Below are 22,680 nucleotides of genomic sequence, written 5' to 3' on the forward strand. Positions count from 1 at the left end.
ATACTTAGTAGTAACTCAGAATATTCAAAAAGTGTAACAAAAAACCTTGAGAACAACTCTGCAGTTCCCAAGGTTTTTTCATTACTCTATAAAACTTTTATCAACTAATCCTTCTAGGTCTGGCTGTTCTTTTAAGAATTCCAGATCATAAGAAGAGTTTGCGAATGCTTGCAGATAATCTGGGTTGATATCATACGTGAAAGTGATGCGTTCCCAAGCGCTATCGATCACTGTGCGAGACAATTCTTGTTCAGTAATTTCTTTTATCTTATTAATCGCAATCGTTTTGGATTCGTCCGGATTATCTTGTATATATTCTGTTGCTTTTTTATGTCCATCTACTAATTTTTGAACCAATTCCTTGTTATCTTTAACCAGTTCCCCAGATGTAACAAATACAGCAGCTGGGAGGGTTTCCCCATACGCTACATTTTTCGTATCAATTAATACTTTTCCATAACCTTCTTCTTCAATGTAAGAGGCCCAAGGTTCTGGTACGGTTGCTACATCGACTTTGCCATTTGCAAATTGTTGGGCATATGTGGCAGGTTTACCTGTAACATGTTTCATGTCCCCATTAAGACGATCTGACTTCATGCCGAACTCTCTCATCATTAATGTTTCAAACTGAACGTCATGAGTACAACCAACGCGAGGAGATATGAAAGTCTTTCCTTGAATATCTTCTGGAGAGTTTATACCTGAGTCTTTACGAGCCATTATAACAGTACCGCCTGTAGAACCAGCAGCTACAATATTAATATCCGCTCCATTGGTGAAGTGATTCATAGCAGGTCCTGGTCCAACAAGGCCTCCATGAATTTCACCTGTTTCAATGGCTGTCATAAAACTTGATCCGTCCGGGAAGTATTTATAGCTTACCTCAGTCCCATCTGGTAATGTTTCTTCATAAAAATCTTTCTCTTCGGCTACCATACCCGCAACGTGATTTATGTTAGGAAAGTAGCCAATCACGATTTCTTCTGGTGTCGAGCCTGATGTTGATTTACTTCCACAAGCCGTTAAGACGACCGCAAGTAATGCAATTATGAATACCGATAAACGTTTCTTCATGTTCTCCACCCCTTAAAATTTTTATAAAAGTCCCCATCGCTTCATAACGGATTTCTCTAGTTTAGAGAAGACTAAATGATCCACTGTGGAACCAATAATCCCTATAATCAGAATGATCGCCATTACGACGTCAACTCTTGCAAAGTCAAATGCATACGTCAGCGAGTACCCAAGTCCAGGTCCATTGCTTAACAACTCACCAGCCATGAGAGCACGCCAGCTAAATGCCCATGCGAGACGAATCCCCGTCATAAAATGGGGAACAGACGCTGGAATCTCGACTTTAAAGAATAGTTCTAAACCATTGACCCCCATCGTCCTCGCTGCTTTTTTAAAAGAAGAAGGTACGTTTCGGAGAGCGGTTCTTGTATTTAGTGCCATCACAAAAATCCCGCCTATGACAACAACAAAAATGACAGCCATTTCATTAAATCCAAACAGTAATAATGACAAGGGAACCCATGCAATACTTGGAATACTTTGTAATGCAATTAAGTACATGCCTGCTGTCTCATCCGCCTGTTTGGATTTAGCAAGCAAAACTCCAATCGCTGTTCCAAGGATGATGCTGACAGGCAATCCGTATAATAAATGTTTGAAACTTGCTAATAAAGCTTTCGTTAATGATCCATCCTTAAATCCTTCAATTAATGCAAAGTACACATCAATGGGAGGTGGAAATGCAATATCAGGAAAGACCCCCGATGAATAAACACCTTGCCACAAGGCGACTACCGCTACTAGAAATAAAAGCCGTTTTAAAAATATTTTCATTGTAATTCTTCCTTTAAAACTTTGTTAATTTCACCTTCTAATAATCCCATTACGTGTTGTTCTAACTTAATTACGTCTGGATTGGCCCGTTCTCTTGGGCGTTGGAGATCTACAGAAAGGTCTTCTATAATACGACCTGGACGTGTTCCCATTACAATGATACGGTCTGACAATTTTATAGCTTCAGAGATCGAGTGAGTCACAAACAGGATCGTCTTTTGATCTTCAGACCAGATTCTTAGCAATTCATCGTGCAATATGTGTCTGGTTTGCTCATCTAGCGCCCCGAATGGTTCATCCATAAGCAAAACCTTAGGATCCATCGCCAGAGCTCTCGCGATAGCTACTCTTTGCTGCATTCCTCCTGAAAGCTCATGAGGATAAGCTTGTGTAAAACGACTAAGATGCACCATTTGCAAATATTTCTTAGCTGTTTCAGTCTGTTCTTTTTTTGATAGGTGTTTCAAAGAGAACTTTACATTTTCCAACACATTTAACCATGGAAATAAGGCGGGTTGCTGAAAAACCATACCACGATCAGGGCCTGGCTTAGAGACCGGTTGCTGATCTAATAGGATGGAGCCGTCTGTAATCGACTCAAGACCAGCTACCATGGAAAGAAGGGTTGACTTCCCACAACCGGAAGGACCAAGAATCGAAACAAAGTTGTGCTCTTCGATGGATAAATTGATATCAGAGAATACCTCCCAGCTTCCATTTTCTTCGTGCGGAAATGATTTTGATACATGATTGAGTTCTAAGTACATTTGCTCAGCCCTTTTCTTTAATTCTTATAAGATTAATCGGAATTATATGCGTTATATTATACGGTCCCGTGGAAAAACGTGTCAACCTATTTAAGAATATTATGAAATGTTTCTGTTTTCTGAAATGATAAGTGTAGAGAAATCACTAGTTGTGAACTGTGAAATTGCACGAAATATGGTACAATATGTGCGGCAAAAGTCTATCTAATTTACAGCCCATTTATATTACTTACATCGTTTTAACAGAACTTTAAGGGCTCATGAGTGAAAAGTTCGTTAGATTACTGGTATGATAAAAAGAACTTGGAGACCGGGAACCTTGGTCTTATATAGTAGTACATAAGAGTAAAACGTATAGGTTATGGAAAACTTAAAACTTAACTGAGAAATAAAGGAGTATGCCAGCGTGAAAATCGCAATTGTAACAGAAACCTTTTTACCTTCCACGGATGGAGTGGTAACTAGGCTTAAAGAAGCTATTAAATACCTAAGAAATCAGCAGCATGAAGTTGTTGTCATTGCTCCTGATTTAGGGGTTTATGAATATGAGGGGGCTATCGTCGAAGGTGTGAAGACAACGACTCTTCCGTTCTATAAGTATCGTCCTTTCTCCTTGCCAAATAAAGTCGTTAAAACGTTACTGCAAAAACATAATCCAGACATCGTTCATGTGGTAAATCCTGCTCTAGTGGGGGTATCAGGGGTGAAATATGCGAAGGAATTAAACATTCCGTTGTTAGCCTCCTACCATACACACGTACCAAAATATCTGGATTACTATAAACTGTATGCATTTAAACCTCTTTTATGGTGGCATTTCAAACGTCTTCATAATCAGGCAGACCTAAACCTTTGTACGTCACAAGCTGTAAAAGATGAGTTAGATGAAGAAGGGTTTCATAATGTCCATGTCTGGAAAAGAGGCGTTGCCGTGGACCGTTACTCGCCTGATCATTACAGTCAGGAAATGAGAAACCGTCTCACAGGTGGCGAACCCCACAAGAAGTTACTCGTGTTCGTTGGAAGACTTGCTGCAGAGAAAGAGATTCATAAGCTAAAGCCACTTCTCGAACAACGGGATGACGTAAGGTTAGCTATTGTAGGGGATGGGCCAGCCCGTGAACAGGTTGAGAAAACATTTGAAGGCACAACGGCGCTTTTCACAGGCTTCTTGCACGGTGACGAGCTGAATCAGGCTTTTGCCTCAGCAGATGCCTTTATCTTCCCATCTGTCACAGAAACACTAGGGTTAGTTATTCTCGAAGCAATGGCTTCAGGCTTACCTGTAATTGCTGCTAAGAGCGGTCCGACAATGGAACAAGTAGAAGATGGACGTACTGGACTCTTATTTGAAAATGAAGACACCGATAGCTTAATTGAAGCTGTGGAGAAGCTAGAGGATGTCGAGCTTATGCAACAACTTCGGGAGAATGCCCGTAAAGAAGCTGAGAAATTCAGCTGGACAAAGCCATCTGAACAATTGTTAGAATATTACGAGCAAGTTTTAGGTGCTGTTAAAATGAAACAAGCGAATTGAAAGGATAATGGAGAGTCTTCTTAATGAAGGCTCTCCATTTTACTAAAAGTGGGGGGATCACGATGTTGTTGTCAGAGAAGCAAAAGATGCTTGCGGGAGATTTATATGATGCAAGTGATGAAGAATTAATGAAGGATCGCTTGAATGCGAGAGAGTTAACGAGGTTATTTAATCAGTCAACAGAAGTAGAACCTGAAAGACGTACGAGCTTATTAAGAGCGCTCTTCGGTTCTACAGGAGAGAATATTTACATAGAACCTACATTTAGGTGTGATTATGGCTACAACATTTATGTCGGTGAAGATTTTTACGCAAATTTTGACTGTATTATTTTAGATGTCTGTCCTATAACCATAGGGAAGAACTGTTTATTAGCTCCTGGTGTCAGAATTCTCACTGCTACCCATCCCCTAGATCCAATAAAACGAAATGCGGGGCTTGAATACGGGATGCCTGTTACAATAAAGGATAACGTATGGGTTGGAGCGAATGCTATTATTAATCCAGGCGTTACAATCGATCATAATGTAGTCATCGGGTCTGGCGCTGTTGTGACAAAAGATGTGCCTGATAATGTAGTTATTGGGGGAAATCCAGCAAGAGTTATCAAGCATTTATAGATAGAAAAATGACGTGATATAAAAAGCAGATCAAAGGAGAAGACTCGTTCTCTTCCTTGATCTGCTTTTTTACGTTTATGAGGAAACGAAAATGCAGAGTAAAAATAACCCTTTATAAGTATAAAAATGAACATGGGGGAAAAATGGGTGTTTTTGCATAATTAAAACAATAAATGAATGGAGACCCCGATAAAAAGCTCATTAAATACGTATTTTTTGTATAAAAATTCAACTATAAGAAGAGTGAGACCGAGTTTAGTAAAGCAATTATGTAAGATAGAAAGAAAAAATATCTTATTTATACATTAATGAAGAAAATGCTTATAACCACCAATAAGAACATTTGTTCGCAATATCAAAAGGCGAATTTAAGGTCCTATTAAAGACATAGTTCCTATGCCCGGCTTCTCATAGGATAGGGGTAAGTACAACTTTCATTGAGAAGGGGGCAGGTAGACAGTGAGAACCATTTTTGATTTAGAACAGAAAATGTGCGCGCCATCGGAGAAGTTAGTGAAAGACCTCTCTCGAATAAATGGCGACATTATGATACTCGGTGTAGGAGGGAAAATGGGTCCTACACTTGCGAAGCTTGCTAAAAATGCCGTGGATCAGCTTCCTCATCCGAAAAAAATTTATGCGGTATCTCGTTTTACTAAAGGATCCCTTCAACAGGAGCTTGAAGCATGTGGTATAGAGACAATTGCAGCAGACCTTTTAGACGAACGTCAACTCGATCAGTTGCCTAATGTGAAAAATATTATTTACATGGTTGGTCATAAGTTTGGTACAACCGGCCACGAACATTTCACCTGGGCTATGAATGCTTATTTGCCTGGTCGAATTGCAGAGAAATTTAAAGATTCTCGTATTGTGTCTTTTTCTACGGGGAATGTGTATCCCTTCTCATCTGTTAAGGAGGGAGGGGCAACAGAAGAAGATTCAACGGGCCCTGTGGGAGAGTATGCTCAATCTTGTCTTGGTCGAGAGAGGATATGGAGCTATTACTCCTATAAGTATAATATCCCTCAACTTCATTTTCGTCTTAATTATGCTATTGACCTCCGTTATGGCGTGCTTCTTGAGATTGCGAAAGCGGTTAAAGAAGGGAAACCAATTGACATTACAATGGGGCACGTCAATGTGATCTGGCAAGGCGATGCGAATGAAATGGCGATTAGGTCATTGCTTTATTGCAGCACACCACCTGAGGTCTTAAATGTCACTGGTCCAGAAACCCTGTCAATTCGCTGGGTTGCAGAGCAATTCGGCACCATGTTTAACGTAACTCCTATTTTTACAGGGCAGGAGCAAGACACTGCTTTGTTAAGTAATGCGTCTAAAGCTCATAAGTGGTTTGGTTATCCGCAGGTAACGATGCTTGAAATGATTGAATGGACAGCCGAGTGGATTTTGCATAATGGGGAAGTTATTGATAAACCTACACACTTTCAAGAGAGGGAGGGGAAATATTAAGTGGATGAACGATTTACGAAGGAACAGTGGGCATTGTTGCAAAGTGGCACGGTTATACCAGCACATCCTCTAGCTTTATCAAAACAGAAAAAACTAGATGAAGTCAGGCAACGAGCGTTAACCAATTATTATATTGATAGCGGTGCAGGTGGTATCGCAGTAGGGGTTCATACTACGCAGTTTGAAATACGATGTCCTGAATTTAATTTGTATGAAAGAGTTCTAACATTAGCTAAAGAACAAGTCGAGTATAGAAATCTGAAGCGGCCTTTTTTGAAGATTGCAGGAATTTGTGGCCAAACGAGTCAAGCCCTTAAGGAAGCAACGTTCGCGAAAGAACTAGGTTATGATATAGGGCTTGTCAGTATGGGAGGCCTCGATTTAACAGAAGAGGAACATCTAGTAAGGATCAGAGCTATTGCAGAAGTCATTCCTGTCTGTGGGTTTTATCTTCAATCCTCTGTAGGCGGAAGGATATTTTCTTATGGGTTTTGGGAGCAATTTGCTGATATAGAGGGGGTTTGTGCCATTAAGATGGCTCCTTTCAATCGTTATCAGACTATAGATGTTATAAGAGCCGTTTGTCATTCCAAGAGACGTCAAGAAATTGCCCTTTATACAGGAAATGATGACAATATTGTAGTCGATTTACTTACCAATTACAAATTTACGGTTGAAGGAGAATTAGTGGAGAAAAGAATTGTGGGTGGTTTGTTAGGTCATTGGGCCGTATGGACCTCAAAAGCGGTCCAATTGTTTGAAGAGATCAAACAAATTCGAGAACGGTCGGTTATCCCAGAATCTATGCTGACAACCGCTTCTCAAGTTACAGATAGCAATGCTGCTTTATTTGATGTTGCTCATCAATTTAAGGGTTGTATTGCAGGTATAAACGAAGTCTTAAGAAGGCAAGGATTGCTTTCAGAGAATACGTGTTTACGTGATCACGATGTGCTAAGTCCGAACCAATTCGAGCAAATTGACCGTATTTATAGGGAATATTCACATCTTACAGATGATGGTTTTGTTCAAGAGCATTTACAAGAGTGGCTATCTAATCAGCAAAGGAGGTGATCTGTTGAAAAAGAGGTTTTTTTATGAGGAGGACGATCGTGAGGAAATAATAACCTTCTGCCAAACAAGATGGCCAGAAGAAACGAAAGAGGTCATTCAACGTTCAGATCTTGCGTGTAATCAAACCTTTATCTTTACTCATCGATGGGATATGGAGCGATGCGAGACACCGGTTTCTTTTCCTGACAAGGTCGATTGGACTTATAGATTTCAAGGTGACTTCGAATGGACAGTTAACTTAAATCGAAGCCGCTTCATGGCTGAGTTAGGGCAGTCCTACTGGTTAACAGGCGATGAGAAATACGTAACGGCATATAAGGCGCTGTTGGATGATTGGATCTCACAAAACCCATTATCAGTAGATGAAATCTATGAAAGTAAAATACGTGCCTTCAATGTTAAGGATACGTGGCGTAAACTCGACAGCGGTATACGCATCACTAACTGGCTGAAAGGTTACCATTGTATTAAGGAATCGGCGCAGTGGACGACTGAAGATAATCATCAATTTAAAGAAGCGGTTTACCTGCATGGAACCTATTTAAGTATGGCATATACCGCACACGATGCTCAGAGTAACTGGGGTTTTTTAGAAACTAATGGGCTGTTTCAAATTGCTTTATTGTTTCCGGAGTTTCCTGAAGCAAAGAAGTGGCTCAACTTGGCTTCTGAACGATTAGCTAACATGTGTCAGTTGCAAATCTTTGAAGATGGTATGCACAATGAGCAAAGTCCTATGTATCACCATGAAGTTCTTCATTGTCTATTTGAACCCCTTTTGTTAGCTAAGTTGAATGATGTTTCTTTACCTTCTATCTGTGAAAAGTCGCTTGAACAACTATTTCAGGCATCTTTATCCATAGTTAAACCTTCAGGACATCAACCCATGATAAGTGATAGTGACCATACGGATATACGTGATCTGTTAGGTCGCGGAGCGGTATTCTTTCAGCGAGGTGACCTCAAGCATCAGTCTTACCGTCAACTAGATTTTGAGAGTGCTTGGTATTATGGGGGCGAAGGGATCTCAGCTTTCCAAAAACTCAAATCTCACCCTCCTTCGAAAGCTTCTATTCATTTACCGCAAAGTGGCTATTCGATCATGAGAACGGGATGGTCAAGGGATAGTCATTATTGTTTGTTCGATGGAGGGCATATGGATATCATACAAGCTCATGGTCATGATGATTTCTTGCATCTTGAAATGAGTGTGTTTGGTGAGGATATGCTGGTTGATACTGGGAGGTACACCTATATGGAGGGGCGGGAGAGAAGGTATTTTAAAGAATCAATCCAACATAATACAACCATCGTTGACCATACATCCATATCGGAATATATAGACTCATGGGAATGGGGCCGGATCGCTAGGCCTACCCAATCATATTGGAAGAGTTGTGAAGACTTTGACTACGTTCAATGCGGTCATGATGGGTATAGAACATTAGCAGATCCTGTCCAGGTTATGAGAAAGGTATTGTTTGTTAAACCTTATTATTGGATCGTTGTGGATGAATTTCATTCTAACAAGCAACATCATTTTGCTCAGCATTTTCATCTAAGCGAAAAATTAACGATTCAGACAGAAACGGAACACTCAAAAGCTATATGTAAAACCGAGAATTTATCCGGACTCATGATTCAATCACTTACGGGAGCTAATTTAACGGAAGAAGCTTGCTGGATCTCCCGTCACTATAATGAAAAACAACCGTCTACAAAACTAGTATTTGAAGCCATTGGTTCAGGCACAACACGTATGATCACCGTATTTATTCCATATAAATACTCTCAACCTCTTAATATATTTTTCAAAGAAATTGAAGTGCGAAATACGTTTGGAGAACCTTTTAAAAAGGCAGATGTCACAGCTTTAGAAATCAAAGTCGAAGAAGATACTCATTACGCCCTTATCTCCCATTCAGGCCCGAATAGCTTTCAGTTTGGAAATGAACATATGACAGGCGAGGTGCTTTTAGTAAAAGAAGAGGAAGTAGGTAAGAGGAAGTGGATTGTTAAAGTGTAATAAGGACGTATTACGGTCAGTCTATTACCCATTTATAAACCATACATTCATCATAAAGGTGGTGAATGTATGGTTCTTTATATTCTAAAAAAAGAAGAAGGTGGTTAAGTTATGGGAAATTGGGTGCCGCGAAGACTGATTGTATTGCTCGTCCATTTTGTCCTTTTTATAATCTTCTTATGTGTTATTCCTCAAAGTGGGTATGCTCAATCTACAATTACGATTACTTCACACCAAAATGGCGATGTTATTCCTATAGGGGTAACGAGGATTATAGGGTCTTATACACAAGTCTCAGACCTCGATGTAATCATTAATGGTATGGGGGAATACAAGGCCGAAATGTTGCCTGAGTCAACTGAAAAAGGTGAATGGTTCTATGATCTTGATACAACTACTCTTGATGGGGATATCGAAATCGTTGTAAAAGGAACCAGTACGATGACGAGATATTCAGCATGGTCGGAGCCGCTTATGCTTTCAGTTGATAATAAAAAGGCTAACCTACCTACAGTATCGATCTTAACTCCTCAATCGGATACTACTCTAACCAAGAACACAAAAGTAACAGTTGATGCTTCAGGAAAAAATAATATAGAAGCCGTTTCAATCAGAGTGAATGGAGAAGAATGGCTCCCGACCAAAAAGCAAAATGGCGTTTATTCTTATCATCTAACCCTTCCTTCTGAAAGAGATCTTACGTACAGCATAGAAGCAAAAGCAGTGGATTCAGAGGGGAATACTGGAGTGAGTCGTACGGTATATCCGAGAACCGGGAATGGGCGATTGGTTTACACTAAAGTCGAGAAGCAAGATCGAGCCATGTGGATCTGGGAAAATGCTTCGTACAACTTAATTTACAACGAAGGATCACGCCACGTATTGGAAGCCTTCGCTAAAGATACTTCTACTTTTAACCAGGATGCTATAACAACTCTCTATTTAGGAGTAGATCGCTATTATGGGATCGATATGCTTGAGGATGAACGAGAGCGGGTTCGTGACTTTGTCTCTTGGGCCCATAAACAAGGATTTGCCGTTCATGCGCTTATAGCAGGTGGAACCAAACCACCTCATTTCGGAGCTTTTGAACAGTATCACAATACAGCCATAAGAGAGGTAGAAACCATTATTAACTATAACCTTGCATCTAATCAGGATGAACAATTTGATGGGATCAATATAGATATCGAACCTTATATTGCCTCAGAGTTTAAAACAGAAGCTCCGTCATTACAGATTCAATATTTAGATCTATTAGAAAAAATAATGCACATAAAGCAATCTGCTGATTCTAGTCTATTTATTGGGGCAGCTATACCAAACTGGTATGATTCTTCGCCCTATGCTGAGAATATTACCTGGGGTCCTCGTTTGGAAAAAGGAAAGGAAGAGACCAAATGGTTATCACAGCATATTCAAGATTTGCTCGATTATATATCCATTATGGATTATCGTGATTTTGCAGAAGGGTCAAATGGAATGATTGAGAAGGCACGTGGTGAAATGGAGTATGCGGAGTCGATTCATAAGCCTTATTCCGTTGTCATTGGTGCTGAGACGAAAGATATTGCAGATGGAGGGGACCCAGAACTTATAACATTTAGAGAAGAAGGACGCACCTATATGGAGGAAGAACTTACGAAAGTATCAGAGGCTATGAATGGCTATTCTTCTTATGGTGGAATCGCCCTACATCATTATGACACCATAAGGGAATTACCTTCAGAATGGAGTGAATATGGAGTATTATGGAAGGCTCCACCAGATACAGAAGCTCCTTCAGAAGTCGAACGACAGCCGAATGCTACTGCTGAGAGCTATCAATCCATCGTGATAGATTATGGAAGAGCCTATGATAACTCAGAGATTGAACATTATAGGGTTTACCGTGGTAAAACCCGGGATTTTACACCAGGGGATAACTTCATAGCCGGGACTAGCAGAGGTCTTTCCTTTGTCGATAAAGGCTTACTCTCAGATACAACGTATTATTACAAAGTAGCAGCGGTTGATGTAAATGGAAATCAAGGCCCTATATCTTCTGTGACCTCTGCTACCACGTCTACAACTTCACTAAAGCCATTAGCAATCAAGGAAGCCTCCATCTCGTATTCAGATGGGAAAGGGCACATGAATCTAACTGTAATCGATTCAAGCACTGCTGATCCTATTGTAGCGACTATCAGCGGAAGGTATGAATATATGAGCGGTAAAGTGGTAAGCGGAAAGACTGATGAAGAGGGTACTATTACGTTTTCGTCAGAAATGTTGCCGAGCGAGAATGGCAAGATCGGATTTAAAATCAATGCGATTACCGCTGACGGTTATTATTGGGCTTCCTCTTTGGATTCTCCGACACAATTAGTAACAACTTGGTCTTATGATATATTCATCCCTAAACAAGATACCTATATTCGAAGTGATTCTTACGGGGATAATAACTATGGGAATGAACGTCTTTTAGAAGTAAAAGGGGTGGAAGAATCCATTCTGAATTACAATCGTCAATCTCTCATTCAGTTTAAAGAGGAAAAAGCCTTTCTTTCAGATGCTAATAGTTTAATTCTGAAATTTTATGTGGATCGTGATGTTGGGGATTCTCAGGTTTCTTCTGTTCCGATTTCGATTTATGGTGCTGTTAATCAAGAGTGGAACGAAGAAGATTTGACGTGGAATACACGACCAGATGCTGACCAGTTTGAATATTTAGGGGGGGTACTTGTATCAGGTAAAGGGTGGTACCAATTTGACCTAACCGAATGGGGACAGGGTTTTGCAGATGTTGACTCGGCAACGTTTCGACTATCAGATGATCAACGCTCAGACCGTCTTGTGCCGATACACAGTAAAGAAAATACTTATGCCCCTTCGCTTGAATTTCATCGTTAGAAAAAAAGGTTGCCTCAAAATAGTAGAGGCAACCTTTTTAATCGATTCCAAAACGCTTCCTGAACTGCGTAGGGGTATACCCTGTAGACTTTTTAAATGTTTTCGTAAAGTGAGGGTAATCCCCATAACCAACAGACTCCGCTATATCATAACTTTTGGACAGAGGATTCTTTAATAAAGTCTTCGCTTTCTCTATACGAAGTTTTGTTACATAGCATTTATAGCTCTCTCCCATTTCCTTCTTAAATTCCATGCTGAAATAAGAAGGGGACATCCCCACAATGGTTGCCACCTTCTGAAGGGTCAGAGCATGGTCAGCAAAATGAGTGTTTATATAGTCAACACCATTCAGAATTGTAGTCTTATGGCCAATGTTCCTTACCTGTTTTAAAAGAATCATCCATTCCTGGCAGTACGTTAGGAAACGATTATGAAGCTCATCAGATCCGTATGGGAACGTTATTTCAGGAATGATGACATTTTTCATCTCTTTCACCCGTTTCTCAAGCGTACTTGATACATAAGTAACAAGGTCTTCATAGAAGCCCTTCATAGTAAGCTGTGTTGTATGTTTTTGCAGTAGGTAGGCATGAGTTTCTTTAACTTTGCTAACGAGTTCTTGTTCTTCAAGCATCCATATAAGATGACTAATATCTTCTGCTGTTAACGTGATGAAACTGAGCTGCTCTTGCCGTTCTGCCTTTGAAGGGGATTCTAGTTCGATTTCATTACGGACAGTTTCTAAGGCGGTTAGAAATAGTTCAGGTTTTATCGGTTTTAAAAGAAAGTCATTCACCCCATACCTGAGAGCTTGTTGGGCATAGGTGAATTCATCATACCCTGATAAGATCATAAATTTGATCTGCTGATTTAAGGATCTAGCTTTTTGAATAAAGTCTAACCCGTTTAGTTTAGGCATTCGAATGTCTGTGATAATTAGGTGAGGATGGTGCATTTGAACAAGCTCGAGCGCTTCCTCACCGTCTTTGGCTTCTCCGACAAGTTGAAATCCAGTGCTATGTTTTTTAAGTAAGGCTGATAGGCTTCTTTTAATTAATTTCTCATCATCTACTATTAACACCTTATACATCATCACGCCTCCTTACTGTTCATTTGTGAGATAAGGCAAGTGAATGGTAACAACAGTGCCAGTTGAATCAGATTTGTGTATGAACAAACCATATGGATGACCAAATTCTGTGACGATCCTTTTATGCACATTCATCATTCCAATTCTTCTCGTTGTCCTATATTCAAGAGAAGGCTCTTTATGGTGAGTGAACGCAGTGTTATAGATATCCAAGATTTCTGGTGACATTCCTCTACCATGGTCTTCAATCGCTAAAAGATATCCCTCGTGGGTCTTAGCTCCTGTAATTCCTATAAAGGTCGGTTCTAGTGCATGCTCTTCATAGCCATGTAAGAAAGCATTCTCAATGAGAGGTTGAAGGGTTAAACGGGAGGTTTGAATGTCAGAAGTAAGTGAATCATCTACATCTATATAAACCTCTAAGTCCTCAAAACGCTCCAATTGAATATTGAAATAGGCTTTTATATGTTGTAGTTCTTCCCGAAGAGAGACTACTTTCTTCGTGTTGCTTACGTTATACCGAAACATATCAGCAAGAGAGGTCGTCATACGGCTAATCTCCATCTGGTCCTCAATAATGGCGTAAGAATTAATAATTTCTAGCGTGTTGTATAAGAAGTGAGGGTTAATTTGAGATTGCATCGCTTGTAGCTCAGCTTCTTTTGTCTTAAGTAATAACTCTTGTTCTTTTAGTTTAGAAAGGCGAATCTCTTGAATGAGGGCTGAGAGCTTTTCAGTCATCTTGTAAAAACTAGTATATAACTCACTAATCTCATCATGGTGATACAAAGCTAAGGGACGTGGTTCTTGCTTTGGAAATTGCCCTGCAGAAACTTGTCTCATGAGGATCTGAAGGTGCTTCAGGGAATAGGTTAACGTAAAGGAAAAACCTCCAACAAAAAGGATGGCGAGACCTACTAGTGCTAGGCCAATCCAAATAGTGTAGTTTCTGAGATCCATCAGGTGACTCATCGTAGTTTCTAGAGGGACGCTTGCCACAATCGTCCAGTTCGGATCCTTTAGGGGTTCATACACCATTAATGTTTTCGGCTGATTTTTATTAATTATAAATGGCTGCTTGGATGTTAGATCATAGGTAAACGTTTCTCCTAACTCTTTCGAATCAGGATTGTAGAGAATGTTGTGGTCTTCATCGACTAACCAAATTTGATCAAAATGATCGTTTGTAATTTCATTTAGAATTGAAGCGGTTTGATTAAGGTGAAGGTCAATCACAAGTAAACCAATCGTATCGTACGTATTTTGGTCATATATTTTTTGGACAACTGTCAGAGTAGGGGTAGATTGATAGAACTCAAGTCCTAACATTTCGTAGCTTTTATATTGTTCTTTTGTTCTCCATAACTCTTTATTTCTCTTCTCAATCCGCTTCATATCAATAAATTGTTTCACATTTGTATAGTTATGTTCTTGATCCCCATTCCTACTGACTAACGACATTCCGAAAACATCAGAACGACCTTTAATAATTTGTCCAAGTGCTTCTTCTTGAACCTTCTTTGTTTCCACATACTGATCAAAACGTGTATGAGGCTCTTTGTTTGACTTCAAGTAATTTTGAATAGAAGCGTTGGTCAGAAGCGGAGTGGTGGCTTTCTTTAAATCTGCTAAGTAAAAGGAAAGATATTCTTTTGTTTGTTTAAGCAATTGTTGACTGGACCTTACGGAATTGTCTTCTATCGTGCTAGTTGTTTTGTTATACCAAACGTAACCAAAGACAAGTAAAGGTGTGCAGACAAAGACGATAATGACCCATAGCAATTTCGTTTGAATCGACCTCTTATGGAAGAGATTTTTCAAAGGCAATTCATCCTTTACGTATGATTTACTCATTTCTTAAGTCGTTGAAAAAAACACAACAAATCAAATCAATGCCCATTCTGATTAGAGAGGACTAAGACTATGATGATAGTGTAAGCGTTAACAAAAAAGGGGGATACAGAATGAATCGTTCATGTAAGCTTGGCCTATTTCTTTTATTTTCTATGGTTTTAACTTTAGGACTTGTAGGTTGCAGTAATGAGTCTAGTTCAGACGGTAAAGATTCAGATGAAAAGGTAGAAATCACATTAGGCTATTATTCTTCAGGAAGTGCTGATGAGAAAATGGAAGAGCTTATTGATCAATTTGAAGAGAAACATCCAAATATAAAAGTGAAAACACAGAACGCTCCTTATTCGCAGTTCTTTCAGAAATTAGACACACAGATTGCTGGGAATAACGCTCCTGATGTTTGGTTATCAGATGGCGTGCTTGTATCAAAGTATGCAGAGCGAGGAGCGGCTAAAGATGTATCAGAATGGATTGAAAGAGATTTAAACAAAGATGAGTACTATGGACTCGACTTTAATAAAGATGCTAACGGAAAATATTTTGCGGTTCCTCAAGGGATTCAGATAGGAGCTCTTTTTTATAACAAGGATATGTTTGATGAAGCAGGTGTAGACTACCCGGATGATGATTGGTCGTGGGAAGATCTACAAGAAGCGGCTGCCAAGCTAACGATTGATGCAGAAGGAAATCGTGCGACGGATTCTAAATTTAATGAGGATGCTGTAAACCAATACGGAATGACATTCTTTAATATTACAGAAGGTTGGATGCCTGTCCTTAAATCATTCGGTGGTGGCGTATTGGATGAGGAGTTAAAGAATTCTGTCATAGACTCTCCTGAGAATGAAGAAGCGGTTAAGTGGATGGTAGAAGGGATGGAAAAAGGAATCTTAACAGACCCTTCAGATTTACAAAGTTTCCAAAGTCCTATGTCTCCTTTCCCTAGTGGGACAGCAGCCATGAGAATTGGAATCTACGCCCGCGTATTAGCAGCGAATGAGACAGGAATTAATTATGATGTCTCTGTATTACCAAAGGGTCCTGATGGTAAGCGATTTGCTCCTGTTATTGCAAACTCATGGATCGTAAATAACAATAGTTCAGATGCGAAAGCAGAAGCTGCCTGGGAATGGGTGAAATTCTGGGTTACAGAAGATGATGTTCAAAAGGAATGGGCAGAATTAGGGGAAGCGGTACCGGTCAAAAAGTCCGTTGCGAATTCAGATTTATTCTTAAATTCTGGAGAGAACAAGATTAACAAGCAAGCCTTTTTAGATAGCTTTGAATTTGCCGGGACTCTTGATACAAATGCGGTTTGGTCAGAGTGGCTCCAAAAGTTTAACGATAACATTAACCGAGCATTTTTAAATGAAACAAGTGTTGAAGAGGCGTTAAAACAAGCTGACAAAGAAGTAACGAAAGTTTTGGAGGATTTTTATAAGAAATAATAAAAAATTATAGAAGAAAGTGTGTCCTATATGCCAAAACTTGCACGTAAAAAGAAAGATCTGAATGATCGTAAACGAAAGCTTTCAACAGAAGGGAGATGGGGATTCCTGATGGTATCCCCGTACCTTCTTCAGTTCTTGGTTTTCTTATTATTTCCTTTAGTCGCTTCCTTGTATTTTAGTTTCTCAAAATATGACATGTTGAATCCTCCTGAATGGATTGGTATAGAAAACTATACTACCCTTGTTCAAGACCCTGTGTTCCACAAAGCTCTTTGGAATACATTATATTTCACGCTTTTGTTTGTCCCTGCACAAACGATTCTTGCTTTGCTCCTTGCTGTTGCTCTAAATCAGAGTTTAAAAGGATTGAAATTTTTTAGAATTGCCCATTTTATCCCTGTGATCTGCTCCTGGACTGTTGTTCTATACGTTGCAGATGCAATCCTAAACCCCAGGTTCGGTCTTGCTAATACAATCCTTTTAAAGTTAGGGGAGAAGCCCCAACAATGGTTGAGTGATGAGGCGCTAATTATACCGGTTCTTGTAGCTGTTGCGGTGTGGAAAGGCGTTGGTTATATGATGATCATCTTCTTAGCTGGGTTACAGAATGTCCCTGAGGATTTATATGAGGCAGCTGAAATAGAAGGAGCAGGGATCTGGAAGAAATTCAGACATGTAACCGTTCCCTTGATATCAGGGACCACTTTTCTAGTCTTAGTCTTAACGACCATAACAACCTTTCAATCTTTCGAACAGATCTACGTTATGACTAGCCATTTAGGCGATGTAACATCGGCTGGAGGACCGAATAACGCCAGTATGGTTCTTATGCTATATCTTTTCCAGCAAGGATTTTCGTTCCTGAAAATGGGCTATGCTTCTGCAATTGCGTGGGTGCTGTTTATCATTTTGTTCGGCATTACAATGATTCAATTAAAGTTGCAAAATAAATGGGTGTATTATGAGAAATAGACTGTAAGGTTGGGGTGTTCATAATGTTTAGTCGATACAAAAAGAGAAAAGCCATAAGCTATATAGTCATTCTGTTTAGTTCTTTGATCATGCTGACTCCGCTTGTTAGTGCTGCACTTAATTCATTGAAGTCCTACAAACAATATACCGCGATACCGGTGGAGTGGATTCCAAATCCATTCCAGTGGCAGAATTATATCGAAGTGTGGAAGATGACCTCCATGGATACGTATGCCTGGAACAGTCTTATTGTAACCGTTCTCTCGGTTGCTGGGGCACTACTGTCTTGTTCCATGGTCGCTTATGCATTTGCTCGTTTAGATTTTCCTTTTAAGAACTCATTATTTGTTATGGTTCTAGGAACACTCATGATCCCACCCGTTGTCATGATCATTCCGCAATTTATGATCTTCAATCAAATGGGACTCGTCGATACGCTTGTTCCTCTGTGGATTCTAGAATGGTTAGCTCAGCCTTTTGGGGTCTTCTTGATGCGGCAAGCTTTTCTTTCGATACCAAAAGAATACGATGAGGCAGCTAAATTAGATGGGTGTAATCCATTTCAAACATTTTGGAAAGTATATTTACCGATGTGCAAGCCACAATTAGCTACTTTAACGATTTTTACATTTATGACCAAATGGAATGAGATTATGGCTCCTGTCATTTATTTATCATCGGAGGATAAATTCACGTTACCAATCGGTATATTATCCATGTCTGGAGCATGGTTTGGTCAGGAACAATATTTAGTTGCTGCCGCTCTTATGTCGTTATTACCTATACTAATTGTGTTTTTATTAGCTGAGAAATACTTTGTTAAAGGGGCAAGCTCTTCGGGACTCAAGTAAGAAGTGCAGGAAAGGAAGAGGTGAACCTGGTGAACATAAATGTCTTAGTAGTAGGCTGCAATGAAGTTACAGAGAAAGTGTTAGCTTTAGCAACATGTTTCCCGGACGTGTCATTAATCCCCTTGACTGATCTTTCAACGTTAGAAAACGTAAGCAATTACCAAGCCATTCTATTAGCTAATCCAATTATTCCTTCGCATACCTTATCTAAAGCTATGGATCATACACCTGTCTTTACACTTTCCTATACAGAAATAGCCCTTTATTCAACCTTGTTCAAATGTAGCTATGAACAACGATTAACCCCTTCTAATTCCTATTCTATAAGTATTGACGTTAAAGATATGGATCTAAAGAGCATAGCAGAAGAGTTAAAAGACGAAAGAATCCTTATAACAGAATATAAAGAAGAGAGTAGAGATCAAATCCTTAAGCGCCACATAGATCTATGGAAGAACCAAGAGGCACAATGTATTGTCACCTGTGATCCTTATATTAAAACAAGGTTAGAGAAACAAAGGATACCTGTCAGACTGATCATCCCTACCAGTCAATGTATAACGCGCTCTATAAATCACCTCATTAAAGAAATACCAGAATATTCGAAATCAAGGAAGCTTTATGTGAGTGACACCATACGGTACGAACATCAGGGAACTTTCTCATCTATAAAAGGGCTTGGAGTAAGTGCCAAAACACTTCACCGTTTGCAATGCTTATGTTATGCCAACGGAAAAAACACCTTAACAGCCGCAGAATTAGCTAAAGGATTTTCTGTTACATTACGTAGTGCCAGAAGAATCTTATCAAACCTTGAAGAAAATCAGATTGCTATAGTTATTGGGGAAGAGCAATCTAATCAACGAGGACGACCTAGAATGATCTTTAGAATCGATCTGCACCAATGCCAGGAGGAGATTCTATCCAATTGTAGCTATCTTTCGTAAAGAAAGGGAGAGACGATGACGAACGTATTCTTAAATACTGTATTACTTGAAAAGAATCGGTGGGAAGAAGGTCAAAACCCTTCGATCCTTGTGAGTGAATGGATATCTACTATAAATGAGGCGGGCTTTGATGGTTTAGAATTATGGCAAAATCATTATGCAAAATCTTCTCCTCAAGAAAAGGAAAAAATTAAGGATGAGAACTTCCCTGTAAGTCTATTTAATACGTATATCAAATTTGAAGATGGTTGGGAACAAGAGAGGGACAACATTGCTCATATGGCCCACCAGCTTCGATGCAAGGGTGTGAAATTTAATCTCGGGAGCTCTATAGAGAACAAAGAAATGTATGTCACCCACATTAAGGAGATGCTGAAGCAATTGCCGAATACTTGCCAGCTCCTCTGCGAATGCCATGCAGGGACGATTATGGAAGACCCAGAAGTCGCATACGCTCTTCTAGATCAGATTGGTTCTGAACGAGTAAAGATTATCATCCACCCCTTACAACTTCATTTAAATATAGAGGAATGGTTTACCTATTTCGGGTCAACCATTACACATGCTCACATTAGTTTATACAACCAGGAAAGGTTTCATCGATTACGAGCTTCAGAAAGGTTTGTAAAAGAGCGTTTAAAGGAAATCGATCGTCTGCAGTTTTATGGGACCTATTCCATAGAATTTACGGAGGGTGTAGCTACAGGTGAAGAGAACCCAAGGGATCTTCTCTCACATGCAGAAGAAGATTTATTACTTCTAAGACATCTATTGAAAGAGTTAGGAGCATAGCCTATGAATTTATCTGTATGTGTAATAGGAGTTGGTATTATTGCTAAGCATCATCTAGAAGCAATAAGTAAATTTCCTGAACTAAAGCTTTTAGCTGTTGCAGATATTGATTCTAATAAAGCAATGAAAATCGCTTCACAATACGGAGTTAAAGGATATAGCGCCTACCAGGAAATGATTGTGAAAGAAGCTCCGGATCTCGTCATCAATACTCTTCCGCATTTTCTGCATAAAGAGGCAACTATTTTTGCTGCAAAAGAAGACTGTCATATTTTATTGGAAAAACCCATGGCTTTAACTTCAGAAGAGTGCCAAGAAATTAGAGAGTGTGTAAAGGCTAGTGGAGTAAAGCTTATGGTTGCCCATACCCAACACTATTTGGCGGAAAATATAGTAGCGAAAAATTATATAGATACCCATGATTTAGGTCCGCTATTAATGGTGAACGATGCCAGGCACGTCTCGTATTTCCATCCTGATCGCCCTAAATGGTTCTTAGAAAAGAAAAAGGCGGGAGGGGGGATTCTAATGAATCTCGGTGCACATTCCATCGACAAAATCCAGTGGCTTACACAGTCTACATTTTCATACATTAAAGCAAATCTCCATTATCCAGATCCACAGCAACAAACGGATGTAGAAGGAAGTGGAACGGTCTATTTAGAAACGAGTGACGGAGTGCCTGTCACGATTTCAATGTCAGGTTTTACGGTTATTCCAACGCAGCGCACAGAATTAATTTTTAAACGAGGAATGGTCAAAATAGAAATGGGTGAAGGGGTGTTCGTTAGCCACGATGGAAACGAGCTGACATTAAAAGTCCCAAAATTCCCCGATCCATTTATTTTACAATTAGAAGATATGATGAAAAGGATTCGAGATGAAACGTGTGGAAATGGGCAATACGGTCAATCCATTATTCAAATTATTGAAGGCATCTACAAATCGGATCAATTAAAAAAAGGAATAAATTTGGGTACTGGTTAACTTAAATTAGTTTTTCAACCCAAAAAATTATGAAATAATAATCAAGATAAAAATTAAAAAAACAAATCTCATCTCAATATCAAGAGTATACTTAGGTTTTGAGATGAGATTATTGTTTTATATATTGCTACCGATAATATATATTATGTCCGGGGCGTTAATTGAATAGGATAGAAAATTACTTTTCTATCCTATATCTATGTGCCCTATCCTTGCTCTTATTAATATCAATAAATTGAACACTAAATTCAATAATATCGTTTGTCCTTAAGTCATGCTTTTTAGCAAAATCTTTTGTAGATTCTAATAGCTCTTGGTTGTATGTAGTTTTATATTGAACACGATCTTTAGGTCTGGATTCTTTGCTGTACATAATTTCCCCTTGTTCCAGGAGATTTCTTAGGCCACTTTCTAATAAATAATTTACATGTGTGTTGTGATCATCTGCCATCTTTTTTAAATTATTGAGCACTGTTTTACTAATGTTGGTTCTGAATTTAACTCTCGAATTATCAGTAGCTTGTACGAGTCTTCCATCAACTGATTTCCACATTATTTAAAATTTCCCCCATTCAAGTTCTTTTAGCTAAAATCTATTTGATTCGATTTTGGACCACTATGAATGGTCATGCGTTCCCTTTTAATATAGACATAACTTTCACCAGCATTATTATATATAATATTTGCTAATTCAGGGAGAGTTTCCTTCCCCTTTACCCAGATTCGGTAAATTTCTTTTCCATTCTTCGTTGTCTCGGTTTTTATTTCGGATCTTAATTTCCATTTTTGAAATACTTTAAGTAATTCTAAGGCAAACTTATTACTGGCACTTGTTACATTCATAACATAGCCTGTTTTCTGTACCCACCCATCCCCATCAATAACCCCTCTCACAAAAGAAGGTAAGTATACATCTGGAACCTCAGGGAACTTTACAGTGCGTGATTTATTCGATAATATTCCTAAATTTTTTAAATCGTTTTTAAGTATCTTGGAGTTTATTATAAGGGTGGATATATTTCTGGTAGAAGAAGGCGGAATAATGTTATTTTCTGCGTCCATATGCTTTGCTATCATACGAAGTATTCTTTCATCTTTCTGCGCAAAAGAAATACTATTCGTCTGATTGACACATCCATCCGTAACAAATAACCCCAAAACCCAGGCCATTTCATGAGTCCACGTTTTAAAGAAATGCTCGTTGACACTATATTTTCTAGGCTGACCAGAGTATTGTTCACGGTTCATTTCAATTTTGTGTTTGTATAGAATATTGCGTATAGCACGATCAGATAAGCCGGAAATCTCCTTCATAACTTTAAATGAAGTCCCCTTTTTGTACAGTGTTATCATATAATCGTCAGTAATGCCGGGCTTACGAGGCATACGCATGTCCTCCCCTTTATTTATCATTCTTCATCAAACAATAGAAATTTATATTTATTATACAAACATACGTTCTTTGAGTCCATTGAAAAGCCTTTCTTCGCTTTATA

General features: G+C 39.1%; 19 protein-coding genes. 12 read left to right on the plus strand and 7 right to left on the minus strand.

The features are described from left to right. Positions 1 to 81 precede the first annotated feature (81 nt). Genes QNI29_RS10705 through QNI29_RS10715 form a run of 3 tightly spaced genes read right to left on the minus strand, consistent with a single transcriptional unit; the run spans position 82 to position 2,615 of the window. Positions 82 to 1,074, minus strand: a complete 993-nt coding sequence (locus tag QNI29_RS10705; RefSeq protein ID WP_231416473.1) for an ABC transporter substrate-binding protein — start codon at positions 1,072 to 1,074, stop codon at positions 82 to 84. A 21-nt stretch (positions 1,075 to 1,095) separates the two neighbouring features. Then, complete coding sequence (locus QNI29_RS10710; RefSeq protein ID WP_231416474.1) at positions 1,096 to 1,848, minus strand: ABC transporter permease; 753 nt, start codon at positions 1,846 to 1,848, stop codon at positions 1,096 to 1,098. Next, entirely contained in the window at positions 1,845 to 2,615 is a 771-nt protein-coding gene (locus QNI29_RS10715; RefSeq protein WP_231416475.1) for an ABC transporter ATP-binding protein, read from the minus strand. The genes QNI29_RS10710 and QNI29_RS10715 overlap by 4 nt, the downstream gene beginning before the upstream one ends. Before the next feature lie 406 nt (positions 2,616 to 3,021). Here QNI29_RS10715 and QNI29_RS10720 point away from each other — a divergent pair, with 406 nt between their 5' ends. The 6 genes from QNI29_RS10720 (at position 3,022) to QNI29_RS10745 (ending at position 12,240) form a co-directional block, all read left to right on the plus strand. Next, the gene (locus QNI29_RS10720) at positions 3,022 to 4,152 is read left to right on the plus strand and encodes a glycosyltransferase family 4 protein (protein ID WP_231416476.1); all 1,131 of its coding nucleotides are present in this window, start codon (positions 3,022 to 3,024) and stop codon (positions 4,150 to 4,152) included. A gap of 65 nt (positions 4,153 to 4,217) precedes the next feature. Next, positions 4,218 to 4,772 (plus strand): sugar O-acetyltransferase, encoded by a 555-nt coding sequence (locus QNI29_RS10725; RefSeq protein ID WP_231417564.1) that lies wholly within the window; start codon positions 4,218 to 4,220, stop codon positions 4,770 to 4,772. 459 nt (positions 4,773 to 5,231) lie between these two features. Beyond that, positions 5,232 to 6,248, plus strand: coding sequence for an NAD-dependent epimerase/dehydratase family protein (locus QNI29_RS10730; RefSeq protein ID WP_231416477.1), 1,017 nt, complete (start codon positions 5,232 to 5,234; stop codon positions 6,246 to 6,248). Beyond that, positions 6,249 to 7,322 (plus strand): dihydrodipicolinate synthase family protein, encoded by a 1,074-nt coding sequence (locus tag QNI29_RS10735; protein WP_231416478.1) that lies wholly within the window; start codon positions 6,249 to 6,251, stop codon positions 7,320 to 7,322. 4 nt (positions 7,323 to 7,326) lie between these two features. Continuing rightward, positions 7,327 to 9,348 (plus strand): alginate lyase family protein, encoded by a 2,022-nt coding sequence (locus QNI29_RS10740; protein WP_231416479.1) that lies wholly within the window; start codon positions 7,327 to 7,329, stop codon positions 9,346 to 9,348. Positions 9,349 to 9,459: 111 nt separating this feature from the next. Next, on the plus strand, positions 9,460 to 12,240 hold the full coding sequence (locus QNI29_RS10745; RefSeq protein WP_231416480.1) for a CBM96 family carbohydrate-binding protein: 2,781 nt from the start codon (positions 9,460 to 9,462) through the stop codon (positions 12,238 to 12,240). A gap of 37 nt (positions 12,241 to 12,277) precedes the next feature. Here the strand turns inward: QNI29_RS10745 and QNI29_RS10750 are convergent, their stop codons facing one another. Both QNI29_RS10750 and QNI29_RS10755 read right to left on the minus strand, forming a co-directional pair. Then, positions 12,278 to 13,333, minus strand: coding sequence for a response regulator transcription factor (locus QNI29_RS10750; RefSeq protein ID WP_231416481.1), 1,056 nt, complete (start codon positions 13,331 to 13,333; stop codon positions 12,278 to 12,280). A gap of 9 nt (positions 13,334 to 13,342) precedes the next feature. Next, positions 13,343 to 15,151, minus strand: coding sequence for a sensor histidine kinase (locus QNI29_RS10755; protein ID WP_231416482.1), 1,809 nt, complete (start codon positions 15,149 to 15,151; stop codon positions 13,343 to 13,345). Positions 15,152 to 15,294: 143 nt separating this feature from the next. Here QNI29_RS10755 and QNI29_RS10760 point away from each other — a divergent pair, with 143 nt between their 5' ends. The 6 genes from QNI29_RS10760 to QNI29_RS10785 are packed head-to-tail and all read left to right on the plus strand — an operon-like array spanning position 15,295 to position 21,184. Next, complete coding sequence (locus tag QNI29_RS10760; RefSeq protein ID WP_231416483.1) at positions 15,295 to 16,632, plus strand: ABC transporter substrate-binding protein; 1,338 nt, start codon at positions 15,295 to 15,297, stop codon at positions 16,630 to 16,632. Positions 16,633 to 16,662: 30 nt separating this feature from the next. After that, positions 16,663 to 17,607, plus strand: a complete 945-nt coding sequence (locus QNI29_RS10765) for a carbohydrate ABC transporter permease (RefSeq protein ID WP_231416484.1) — start codon at positions 16,663 to 16,665, stop codon at positions 17,605 to 17,607. 23 nt (positions 17,608 to 17,630) lie between these two features. Then, complete coding sequence (locus QNI29_RS10770; RefSeq protein WP_231416485.1) at positions 17,631 to 18,458, plus strand: carbohydrate ABC transporter permease; 828 nt, start codon at positions 17,631 to 17,633, stop codon at positions 18,456 to 18,458. Between the two features lie 29 nt (positions 18,459 to 18,487). Beyond that, positions 18,488 to 19,405: a helix-turn-helix domain-containing protein gene (locus QNI29_RS10775; protein ID WP_231416486.1), complete on the plus strand. Its 918-nt coding sequence runs from the start codon at positions 18,488 to 18,490 to the stop codon at positions 19,403 to 19,405. Positions 19,406 to 19,420: 15 nt separating this feature from the next. Then, a complete protein-coding gene (locus tag QNI29_RS10780) occupies positions 19,421 to 20,197 on the plus strand; it encodes a sugar phosphate isomerase/epimerase family protein (RefSeq protein WP_231416487.1) in 777 nt (258 codons plus the stop codon). A gap of 3 nt (positions 20,198 to 20,200) precedes the next feature. Continuing rightward, positions 20,201 to 21,184 carry a Gfo/Idh/MocA family protein gene (locus tag QNI29_RS10785; RefSeq protein ID WP_231416488.1) on the plus strand — a complete coding sequence of 328 codons (984 nt, stop codon included), beginning with the start codon at positions 20,201 to 20,203 and terminating at the stop codon, positions 21,182 to 21,184. 178 nt (positions 21,185 to 21,362) lie between these two features. Here the strand turns inward: QNI29_RS10785 and QNI29_RS10790 are convergent, their stop codons facing one another. Next, positions 21,363 to 21,737, minus strand: a complete 375-nt coding sequence (locus QNI29_RS10790; protein WP_231416489.1) for an rRNA methyltransferase — start codon at positions 21,735 to 21,737, stop codon at positions 21,363 to 21,365. Between the two features lie 29 nt (positions 21,738 to 21,766). Beyond that, positions 21,767 to 22,570, minus strand: coding sequence for an LAGLIDADG family homing endonuclease (locus tag QNI29_RS10795; protein ID WP_231416490.1), 804 nt, complete (start codon positions 22,568 to 22,570; stop codon positions 21,767 to 21,769). Positions 22,571 to 22,680: the final 110 nt, after the last annotated feature.

The organism is Pontibacillus chungwhensis, from assembly GCF_030166655.1.
In the GTDB taxonomy this organism is placed as follows: domain Bacteria; phylum Bacillota; class Bacilli; order Bacillales; family BH030062; genus Pontibacillus.

What these genes read in the sequence shown, in the direction of transcription:
- QNI29_RS10715 (WP_231416475.1), bottom strand. Translation starts at nt 2,615, where the DNA reads ATGTACTTAGAACTCAATCATGTATCAAAATCATTTCCGCACGAAGAA.
- QNI29_RS10705 (WP_231416473.1), bottom strand. Translation starts at nt 1,074, where the DNA reads ATGAAGAAACGTTTATCGGTATTCATAATTGCATTACTTGCGGTCGTC.
- QNI29_RS10760 (WP_231416483.1), top strand. Translation starts at nt 15,295, where the DNA reads ATGAATCGTTCATGTAAGCTTGGCCTATTTCTTTTATTTTCTATGGTT.
- QNI29_RS10795 (WP_231416490.1), bottom strand. Translation starts at nt 22,570, where the DNA reads ATGCCTCGTAAGCCCGGCATTACTGACGATTATATGATAACACTGTAC.
- QNI29_RS10765 (WP_231416484.1), top strand. Translation starts at nt 16,663, where the DNA reads ATGCCAAAACTTGCACGTAAAAAGAAAGATCTGAATGATCGTAAACGA.
- QNI29_RS10710 (WP_231416474.1), bottom strand. Translation starts at nt 1,848, where the DNA reads ATGAAAATATTTTTAAAACGGCTTTTATTTCTAGTAGCGGTAGTCGCC.
- QNI29_RS10745 (WP_231416480.1), top strand. Translation starts at nt 9,460, where the DNA reads ATGGGAAATTGGGTGCCGCGAAGACTGATTGTATTGCTCGTCCATTTT.
- QNI29_RS10770 (WP_231416485.1), top strand. Translation starts at nt 17,631, where the DNA reads ATGTTTAGTCGATACAAAAAGAGAAAAGCCATAAGCTATATAGTCATT.
- QNI29_RS10780 (WP_231416487.1), top strand. Translation starts at nt 19,421, where the DNA reads ATGACGAACGTATTCTTAAATACTGTATTACTTGAAAAGAATCGGTGG.
- QNI29_RS10790 (WP_231416489.1), bottom strand. Translation starts at nt 21,737, where the DNA reads ATGTGGAAATCAGTTGATGGAAGACTCGTACAAGCTACTGATAATTCG.
- QNI29_RS10785 (WP_231416488.1), top strand. Translation starts at nt 20,201, where the DNA reads ATGAATTTATCTGTATGTGTAATAGGAGTTGGTATTATTGCTAAGCAT.
- QNI29_RS10750 (WP_231416481.1), bottom strand. Translation starts at nt 13,333, where the DNA reads ATGATGTATAAGGTGTTAATAGTAGATGATGAGAAATTAATTAAAAGA.